At 55.4% G+C, this 8,867-nt stretch carries 9 protein-coding genes; 3 read left to right on the top strand and 6 right to left on the bottom strand.

What is annotated here, in order from left to right; genetic code table 11:
• Nucleotides 1–354 precede the first annotated feature (354 nt).
• From ACR0L9_RS20470 to ACR0L9_RS20450, 5 genes are read right to left on the bottom strand one after another with little or no spacing between them, the layout of a single operon-like run.
• Complete coding sequence (locus tag ACR0L9_RS20470; protein ID WP_480896570.1) at nucleotides 355–1,410, bottom strand: energy transducer TonB family protein; 1,056 nt, start codon at nucleotides 1,408–1,410, stop codon at nucleotides 355–357.
• On the bottom strand, nucleotides 1,407–1,784 hold the full coding sequence (locus ACR0L9_RS20465; RefSeq protein ID WP_170597127.1) for an ExbD/TolR family protein: 378 nt from the start codon (nucleotides 1,782–1,784) through the stop codon (nucleotides 1,407–1,409). The genes ACR0L9_RS20470 and ACR0L9_RS20465 overlap by 4 nt, the downstream gene beginning before the upstream one ends.
• Nucleotides 1,785–1,788: 4 nt before the next feature.
• On the bottom strand, nucleotides 1,789–2,154 hold the full coding sequence (locus ACR0L9_RS20460; protein ID WP_480439633.1) for an ExbD/TolR family protein: 366 nt from the start codon (nucleotides 2,152–2,154) through the stop codon (nucleotides 1,789–1,791).
• Complete coding sequence (locus tag ACR0L9_RS20455; RefSeq protein WP_480896569.1) at nucleotides 2,147–2,809, bottom strand: MotA/TolQ/ExbB proton channel family protein; 663 nt, start codon at nucleotides 2,807–2,809, stop codon at nucleotides 2,147–2,149. The genes ACR0L9_RS20460 and ACR0L9_RS20455 overlap by 8 nt, the downstream gene beginning before the upstream one ends.
• Nucleotides 2,806–3,099 carry a hypothetical protein gene (locus tag ACR0L9_RS20450; RefSeq protein WP_480896568.1) on the bottom strand — a complete coding sequence of 98 codons (294 nt, stop codon included), beginning with the start codon at nucleotides 3,097–3,099 and terminating at the stop codon, nucleotides 2,806–2,808. Before ACR0L9_RS20450 ends, ACR0L9_RS20455 begins: the two co-directional genes overlap by 4 nt.
• A gap of 410 nt (nucleotides 3,100–3,509) precedes the next feature.
• Here ACR0L9_RS20450 and ACR0L9_RS20445 point away from each other — a divergent pair, with 410 nt between their 5' ends.
• Both ACR0L9_RS20445 and amaB read left to right on the top strand, forming a co-directional pair.
• Nucleotides 3,510–4,616, top strand: a complete 1,107-nt coding sequence (locus ACR0L9_RS20445) for a saccharopine dehydrogenase NADP-binding domain-containing protein (RefSeq protein WP_170395124.1) — start codon at nucleotides 3,510–3,512, stop codon at nucleotides 4,614–4,616.
• A 3-nt stretch (nucleotides 4,617–4,619) separates the two neighbouring features.
• Nucleotides 4,620–6,131 (top strand): L-piperidine-6-carboxylate dehydrogenase, encoded by a 1,512-nt coding sequence (gene amaB / locus ACR0L9_RS20440; RefSeq protein ID WP_370644337.1) that lies wholly within the window; start codon nucleotides 4,620–4,622, stop codon nucleotides 6,129–6,131.
• A gap of 38 nt (nucleotides 6,132–6,169) precedes the next feature.
• Here the strand turns inward: amaB and ACR0L9_RS20435 are convergent, their stop codons facing one another.
• Entirely contained in the window at nucleotides 6,170–7,747 is a 1,578-nt protein-coding gene (locus tag ACR0L9_RS20435; protein ID WP_480896567.1) for a DUF5928 domain-containing protein, read from the bottom strand.
• A 140-nt stretch (nucleotides 7,748–7,887) separates the two neighbouring features.
• On the opposite strand from ACR0L9_RS20435, the gene ACR0L9_RS20430 reads away from it, so the two are divergent.
• Entirely contained in the window at nucleotides 7,888–8,706 is an 819-nt protein-coding gene (locus tag ACR0L9_RS20430) for a sulfotransferase family protein (RefSeq protein ID WP_170423261.1), read from the top strand.
• The last annotated feature ends 161 nt before the right edge of the window (nucleotides 8,707–8,867 follow it).

The following is an 8,867-nucleotide window of genomic DNA, read 5'->3' as shown; positions in this document are numbered from 1 at the left end:
AGACTACAATTGATCACCCCGATCAATTGCTTAACGATCAAACCTCGCCAGGCTCATAACATGAAGGTCGTAGGTTCAAATCCTGCTTCCGCAAATAAAAAAACACCTTGCAACATCAGATGTTTACGCACCGCCCTAGGGCGGTGTTCCTATTTGCGCCAACACTTCTAGAAGTACTGTGGAAGCAACGATAGGAAACTTCTTTTCGTAACTAGCCACTTACCCCTCAGCTCTTTTTTTCTGCGCTTCGCCCATGGTGATCTTGCCGTGACGACCGATCGAAATCCTCTCGCTGGAGCGTGTTGAAGCATTCAGGGAACGATCAACTGGTTCGGCGAATTGCCGTCTTTGGTATCAACTATTTTGGTAATAAAACGATAGCCTGCGGCTTGACCCGCTTGGTGGGCGGGGAAATGGAGCGGCGCGGATGACTTGATCTCTGGCGGCGCGTTCGATTTCAGGTGAGCCAGAGCTATCGACGATATCAACCCAAGCCAGTGATCCATCAGGATTAATTTCGAAGAATACCTGCGCAAACCCGCGGACCGGGACATAGACGACGGGCGTTTGATTGAGGTGGACCAGGACTTGTCCGGCATAGTTCGTGGTATCGGAGTTTCCAACGCCGCGACCCGAGGATTGATTTCTGCCACTGCTGGTTCGGAACGGGTCAGCCCCTTCCTTTTGATAAAGGCTAAGCGGCGACTCCAATGTCTGCGTAGGGTTGCGCAAGTTATCGAAGTTACTGAACCCATCAAGTGATTTTGGCGTATCCGTTGCGGGCCTTCTGTCCGGGAGGCGGGGGCGTTTGGAAACAGATACGGCCTGATCGGAAGGCGCGGCTTGTTCTTCTGGTGGCTCGTTTGTTGGCTCATCGACCGAACTTGGGATTTCTGGTTCGACTGCCGTACTCTCGAGTGGAGGGACCGGCTCTGTTGAGCCGTCTGTGGGCGGTAAAGCTGCCAAGCGCTCGGGTTCCGGGTCGACCGCTGGCGTTACGGCGGTATCTGCGTCTGTGGCTGGTTCCGGATTGGACGGGGCGACCGGTTCGGTCGGCACCTCTTCCTGTAGCTCTGATCGTGGGGCGACGGGCGCTCCGACATCGGGTGAAGATACCTGCTGAGGATTGGGGGAAGCGACGAGTGTATCGCTGATCGGGATGTCGGCAGTATCGGGCTTAACAGTGTCTTCAACCGGAGGCTCGGGGGCTTCAGCAGAGTCCGGCTGCACCGGGTCCGTCGTGTCGTCGGTGAATTCCTCGAATGTGTTGCCAAGCTCGATCAAACTGACCGATTCCTCATTGGCCCGCAGTTCTGGCAGACTGGAACCGTAGAAACTGATCCCAAAGATGTGCAGGACAAGCGAAAGCACACCCGCCAACGCAGCGATGGCTGCTGACTTCCGGATCATTTTAAAGCCTGCTGGGTCACGAGGTACACAGATGGCGCCCCATGCCGTCGAAGGGCACCGGTTACCTCCATCAACCGTTGGCCTGAAACATTGCGGTCGGGGACAATCCTAACGGGTCCGTCATCATGGCTGGCCATAAAAGCCTCAGGGTCGGTTTGCACCCCACGAAAGCTGAGGATGCCATCAGCGTTCAAGACAAGCGCATCGGGCGGGTCGCGGCCTTCGAGTTCCGATGTGTCGACAAGCTGAAGCTCGGGATCAAGCGGTGGTGCCAGGGTGCCTGCAATCAGAAAGAAGATCAGCATCAGAAAGACGACGTTGATCAGAGGGATGGTCGAGTCTCGTTTGCGGCTTGGGCGACCAAAGCGGATCATCGGTCTACTCCAACACCGTGACGGTCAAGCCATCGCGGCCACGCAGCCTGGTCAGCAAATCAACAAGCCTTTGGGCGGACGTATCGGCATCAAGGCTTACCAGAGCCTGACCGGTTCCGATCAGCGCGGACAGCTCATCCAGCGTCAGCGTTTCGCCATTCAAAGTCACGCGCTCTGCACCGATCTGAATGAAAATCCTCTCCACCGGCTCAGCCGAGGCTAATGCTCCTGAGGTTGCGCTGCTGATTTCGATTTCCGCGAACTTTGAGAAAGTTGAAGACAACATGAAAAACAGCAACAGCAAGAAGATGACATCGATGAGCGGGGTCATCGACATCGGGCGTCTTACAAAGGGCGCCGTGTTACGCATGTTCAGCGTTCAGAATCTCGGTCCTGCCTGAGACGGGCTGGTTCGAGTTGTTCGGGACCAGAACCGTGCGCAGTGCTTTGTCCGCAAACACCCGTTCCCGGGCAGTTCGGCTTTCAAACCAAGACAAGACCATTGAAGTCGGCATTGCCACCGCAAGGCCAACGGCTGTTGTTACCAGAGCAACCCAGATGCCACCTGCCAACAATGAGGGATCGACAGAAGACCCGGCAGACTGAAGGCTTTGGAATGCATTGATCATTCCCAAAACTGTTCCGAACAATCCAAGCAGGGGTGCAAGCTGGGCGACCGTATCCAAAAGCCGAAATCCGCGCTCCAGCCCGGCCAGTGCCAATCCAGCTTCGGCATCCAGTCGAGCGTCCAGATCAGGAATGTCCGGCGCGTCCATGGCGGCTTCGACAAGCGGTGCAAGATAGCTGCTGCTCTGAGCGAGGCGCGCGCGTGCAGTGGCTCGATCTCCAGCATCCCAGGCCTGCAGCGCTTGTGACAGAACCTTGTGCCGCCCTACGCCACAGGCTGCGAACTGCCAAAGCTTGTAAAGAGTAACTGCTACGGTCAGGACCGACATGACAATAAGGATAGCCACAACGGGCCCGCCAAGGGTCAGGATCTCTCGAAGAGAAGAGAGAATATTCATCCAAGCAACTCCACTTCAATCCGGCTGCTGAGCGTTAGGGTCGATTGACAGATGTCGCTCTGGGAGCCTTTTACCACGCATGAACTCGCGCCATTGATCAATGCGCGCCCAACAGTCGTGCAAGACATCCCTGGCAGATCGAACTGACGGACACGTGGGCGATCCAAAGGTAAGTCGCGAAAATCAAAAAGCGAGAGGGTAACGACACTGCCTTCGGTGTCAAATATCACCGTCTCGAATACGGCTTCATCGATAGTGGTTCCGGATTGGTTGGTCACCAGAAAGGTCAATCTGCAGGCACTACCAACGTCTTCCAAGGCATTGAGCTCTAACGAAATCTCAGCGGCAGGTGCCTCAGCGGATTGGGCCAGAGCTGCAAAAGGAAGCAGGCATGCGAAACAGGTAAGCAGGACACGGAGAGATCTCATTGAAGGCACCTATATGCTTGGGCGAACCGCGATTGCCCGCGTTGTATAGCCGACAATGGTCCTCTCATACCTGATAGTACAATCAGTTCAAAGGAGCGCTGAAACGATTGTGAATTCGACCATGTTCGAAGTCATATTCGAGTAAACTATTTAGCAAAGTGACGTATAATATGGCAAAATGACGGAAAATTACCTCATTTCGTCAAGATACGATCTGCAATCCGAACAAGTCGCCCTTCATAATCAAAAGAAACACAGAATGGAGGCGCGTTTTGAGCTGGAATATTTGCGTAGTCGGGGCGGGGAAGATCGGTCAGATGATCGCGACTTTGCTGAAAACCTCGGCACATTACACGGTGACTGTTGCCGATCACGATCTTGCGGCCCTGTCAGCATTCAAGAAGCGGGGCATTTCTACGCGGCAGATTGATGCCAGCGATAGCGCGGGCTTGGAGAAAGGCCTTAAAGGGTTTGATGCGGTGATCTCTGCCGCGCCGTTCTTTCTGACACCGGCGATTGCGAGCGCAGCCAAAACTGTTGGGGCGCATTACTTTGACCTGACCGAAGATGTCGCCGCCACCAACGCGGTGCGCGAGCTGGCGCAGAACAGCGAGACGGCATTTATGCCGCAATGCGGGTTGGCCCCCGGGTTTGTCGGGATTGCGGGCGCTGCGCTGGCGGCCGAGTTCGATGAAATCGACAGCCTGCATATGCGGGTCGGGGCGTTACCGCTCTATCCGACCAACGCGTTGAAATATAACCTGACTTGGTCAACTGATGGGCTAATCAACGAATACTGCAATCCATGTGATGCCATTGTGAATGGCGAGAGGGTCAAGACCGCCCCCCTCGAAGATTATGAGCTGATCGGCCATGACGGAGTCGAGTACGAGTGCTTCAATACATCGGGCGGGCTGGGCACCTTGCCCGAGACGCTAGACGGTAAGGCGAAGGCGGTATCCTATCGCTCGATCCGCTATCCGGGCCATCGGGATATCTTGCGCTTGTTGCTCAGTGACCTGGGACTAGAGCGTCGCCGCGATCTGCTGAAAGAGATTTTTGAAACGGCCTTGCCGCGTACGGATCAAGACGTCGTGTTGGTCTATTGCACGGCAAAGGGCATCGTTGACGGCACGTTGCGTGAGAAATCCCTGATCAACAAGTCCTTTGCGCGCACCATCGATGGACAAGTCTGGAGTGCGATCCAAGTAACCACTGCGGCAGGCGTATTGGGTGTCGTCGATCTGATGCGGACAGGGGTTCTGCCCTCGAAAGGCTTTGTTCGGCAAGAGCAGGTAAAGCTTGCCGATTTCCTGAACACCGAATTTGGCCGGCTTTATCGCGCCGGTGACGTTACCGAACAAAACAAGGCGGCCTGAGATATGAAAGACATTGTAATGACTGCTGAAACCACGCTTGCGAATTTGGACCTGACTGCAGCGGAGCTTAGCGGCGGGTCGCTGCGGGTGACCTCTCCGATAGATGGCAGCCTGTTGGCCGAGGTTCACGAAACTCCGGTTTCCGAGATGGGGGCCATCTTTGCCCGCTCGAAAGCAGCGTTCAAGGAATGGCGCGTTGTGCCGGCTCCGCGCCGGGGTGAGTTGATCCGCCTGCTGGGCGAAGAGCTTCGGGCCGCCAAGGACGACCTTGGTGCGCTTGTCAGTTGGGAGGCAGGCAAGATCACCTCGGAAGGTCTGGGCGAAGTGCAGGAGATGATCGACATCTGCGATTTTGCTGTTGGTCTGTCGCGGCAGCTTTATGGTCTGACCATTGCTTCGGAACGCCCGGGTCACCGGATGATGGAAACGTGGCATCCGGCGGGACCGGTCGGAGTGATCTCGGCCTTTAATTTCCCCGTGGCGGTATGGTCGTGGAATGCTGCGCTGGCGCTGGTTTGCGGCGATCCGGTGATCTGGAAACCGTCCGAGAAAACGCCTCTGACCGCGTTGGCTTGCCAGAAAATCTTTGAGCGGGCGTTGGCCCGGTTTGGTGACGCCCCCGAGGGGCTTTTGCAGACCCTGATCGGTGGTGCCGATCTGGGTGAGGCGCTGGTTGCAAGCGAGGATGTGCCGATCATTTCAGCCACCGGCTCGACCCGGATGGGCCGCGCGGTTGCGCCGATCGTGGCGCAGCGCTTTGGCAAGTGTATTCTTGAGCTCGGCGGAAATAACGCGATGATCGTTGGGCCGTCGGCTGATCTGGAAATGGCGGTGCGCGCGATCGTATTCTCGGCTGTCGGGACAGCGGGGCAGCGCTGTACGACACTGCGGCGGTTGATTGTACACAACTCGATCCGCGAGGAACTGGTTGGGCGTCTGAAGAAAGCCTATGCAGGTCTGCCCATCGGTAATCCGTTGACCGAGGGTACGTTGATTGGGCCGTTGGTGGATGAAGCTTCGGGCAATGCGATGACCGCAGCGCTTGAATCAGCAAAGGCCGAGGGTGGTGCCGTGTTCGGAGGTCAGCGCGTGACCGAAGGTGTGCCGGGCGGTGTTTATATGCAACCGGCCATCGTTGAGATGCCGGGCCAGACCGCGACTGTGAAGGCCGAGACCTTTGCTCCGATCCTTTACGTCATGGGCTATGACGATTTTGCCGAGGCGATCGAGATTCAGAACGACGTGCCACAGGGCTTGTCGTCCTGCGTTTTTACACTGAACATGCGCGAAGCCGAGCAATTCCTGACAGCGGCCGGGTCGGATTGCGGGATTGCCAATGTGAACATCGGCCCGTCCGGGGCCGAGATCGGTGGCGCATTTGGTGGCGAGAAGGAAACCGGAGGCGGGCGCGAAAGCGGATCAGATGCCTGGAAAGCCTACATGCGCCGTCAGACCAACACGGTAAACTATTCGGCCGAGTTGCCATTGGCGCAAGGTGTCAAATTCGACATCTGAACTCGAATGTCCGGCGGCACCTGATCGTGCCGCCGGATTCAATCAGCGAACAGGTAATCCAGTTGCATGATCGCTTTGGCCTGATCGGCACTGATCCCCAGAAATTCCGCGATAATCACTTCATTCTCCGAACGTTCCGCCGCTTCGCGCAAATGGAACAGCCCATCATTCTGGGTACTGCGGATCAATTCAGATTCGTAAGCCAGCGCATTGCGAAGGGTCGGTAGCAGACGTGCGAGAGAATCCTGTGAGCTGTTCTGGCCCGCAAGACCGACGCGATAGGCATGGCCGGTCAGATATTCATCTGAATAGGCACATTCGATTTCCAGAACACGTGTTTGGGCCTGATCTGCACAGAAATCCTGAATGACGTCCAGATTGGCCGGATCTACGCAGAGTACCAGCCTGTCGCTTTGGAAATAATCGAACAACATACGTGCAACGGCCCGCCGATGGCGCGACCGCTTAATCAGGGTCGTCTCGATTCCACCCAAATCGGGCAATGGCGTATCCTGCTCATCATAGATGTATTCGATACAGGGAATGGGGGTTTCCGACGCGATCTGGTCAACAAGCCGTTTGGCGACATGCCACTTCTTGCAAACAATCAGAAACGCCTGCCGCTCGGGGCCTAACGTATTGCCGACCTCCCAAAAGCGCTGAGCGAAACGTCGTCCTACCCGACCGCGACCGGCAAGGAAGTGATACAGATTACGCCCTTCGTCCGAGATGTGGAACGTAACCCCTTCGCTGGCATAAAGCTGACCCAACCGTTCCTTCAACTCATGGGCCTCGGGGCTGATCTTGCGGGCGAACAGGTAATTCTGCCCCAACAGCATGTCATAGTGATCATTGTAGAAGGTGACAGGCATGCCATAGTCGGAAAACATCAAAAATGTCAGTGTACGGTTTTCAATTTCCTGCTTCGGGACGAGGTGGCGAACAAGCGTCTGAAAGAACGTCTCGTCCGGAATCCAGGTGGTCGAGAAAAACCGGACCACATCGCGGCGTTGGCGCAGGAAGTCCAGAATCATCTCGACTGTGCGACGGCGCAGGCACCACCACTGGCTGCCGATCTTGACCTGCAGGTCTGCAGGTATGCCGCGGGTCAGACCGAAACGCTTTTGCATTTCGTATGCGGCATAGAACAGGCGCGGCTGATTGCGTTCGTTGAAATAGTGACGATAGATCAGCCGGTCTTCTTTCATTCCGGTCTTAATCCAATTGCTTTCGAAGAAGTCATGGCTTTCGATGAAATCCATGTCGCGTTCATCAAGAAAGCTGTGCACATACTCGGCGGTTTTAATTGCCATGCAATCGCCGGACAGCATGTAAAAATGGGTGACCCTTGGGAACTGATCCACCGCCGCCTGTAATGCATGGAGCGTGGCCTGAACCAGTGACCATTCGCCCCATCCGCATTTGATCCGCTTCGTTGCAAATGCGACGTTGCGGTTATCTTTCAGGGCGTCGCGTATCTGCGCATAATCCGTATCTTTGGCGCGAGCGTCAAAATGGATCGCCATACAATCGCCGGCAGCCGTTAGCTGACTGGCCTGCGCAATGATCGCGTCAGGATCTTTGTGGCACAGCAAGATATAGGCAATCTTTGCCATTTGCGTCTCGTAATTCCCCGTTTCTGCCCAATTGCAACCGTGATACTGAGGATGAGCGATTGAATAAACAGAATATTTTTGGTTCTTTGGGTCAAAATGCCGGAGTATCAATGCGATAACTGGCTAAGGAGGCGCAGTAGATGGGTTTTCCCGGAACGTGGATGACCGAAAGTCAAAGCATGGTCTACCGTGTTGTGCCGAAATGCGCCTGCTCGACGATCGGGCAAATCATGTATTTCTCGGATCATGGCAGCTTCTTTGATGGTGACATTCACGATGCCAAGGACGGAATGCACAAGTGGGCCTTTGGTGCCAGTCAGGATCCGATTGCCAGAAATGTTCAATCGCACCAGTCCTATACGTTTACCTGCGTGCGTAATCCCTACACACGCATTCTCAGTTCCTTTTTTGACAAGATCTGTGGCATTCAGCGCAACGGCAAACGCTATCGCGGCAATCTGGTGCCAACGCTGATCTACAATTATGGGATCGAGGTTGGCGGTGACGATGGCAAAGGCGAGTTCGATCAGATCGCCAGTTTCCGCCGGTTTCTGTTATTTGCACGTGACACGATCCGTTGGCGGCGGCCGATGGACCCCGACATTCACTGGTCGGCCATGTCTGGCCATGTCTCGACGCTGATCGCTAATGGCGGGCGATATGATCGGATTTTTTGGACCGAGAAGTTCAACGATGGGATGCAGGGTGTGTTGGACAATCTTGAAACCTCGCATCCCGTGACTCTGTCCGAAATCCCGCGCTTCAACGAATCCGAAGGCCATGGGCCAAAACGCGTGCATCCGGTCGAGGATTACTTTGACGATTTGTCGATGCATCTGGTCTACGAGATCTACAAACAGGATTTTGAACTGTTCAAGTATGATTTCGAAAATCCCGCCAACAAAATGCCGACGGGTGAGATCGATCTAGATGAGATTCACGCCAAGCTGGGTGATTAAGACGCTCGAAGTGTGAGGCTCCCGCCCATCGCCAATGTCTCTTGTGAGACAGCTCCTCTGGTTGGGCCCGGCGCAGCGCAAAGGGCGGCGCCCGGGCGAAAATTCGAAAGTGGAAACCGCGCAGCCGCATTCCTTTTTCCGGTGCGGGGGGGTTCGCGTCC

Source organism: Ruegeria sp. I3, from assembly GCF_056532525.1.
This window is presented reverse-complemented; position numbering and strand designations above follow the sequence as displayed.

Bases quoted from the DNA above. Each gene is read 5' to 3' on its own strand.
- amaB (WP_370644337.1), top strand. From the start codon at position 4,620: ATGAAAGACATTGTAATGACTGCTGAAACCACGCTTGCGAATTTGGAC.
- ACR0L9_RS20470 (WP_480896570.1), bottom strand. From the start codon at position 1,410: ATGATCCGGAAGTCAGCAGCCATCGCTGCGTTGGCGGGTGTGCTTTCG.
- ACR0L9_RS20460 (WP_480439633.1), bottom strand. From the start codon at position 2,154: ATGCGTAACACGGCGCCCTTTGTAAGACGCCCGATGTCGATGACCCCG.
- ACR0L9_RS20465 (WP_170597127.1), bottom strand. From the start codon at position 1,784: ATGATCCGCTTTGGTCGCCCAAGCCGCAAACGAGACTCGACCATCCCT.
- ACR0L9_RS20455 (WP_480896569.1), bottom strand. From the start codon at position 2,809: ATGAATATTCTCTCTTCTCTTCGAGAGATCCTGACCCTTGGCGGGCCC.
- ACR0L9_RS20435 (WP_480896567.1), bottom strand. From the start codon at position 7,747: ATGGCAAAGATTGCCTATATCTTGCTGTGCCACAAAGATCCTGACGCG.
- ACR0L9_RS20430 (WP_170423261.1), top strand. From the start codon at position 7,888: ATGGGTTTTCCCGGAACGTGGATGACCGAAAGTCAAAGCATGGTCTAC.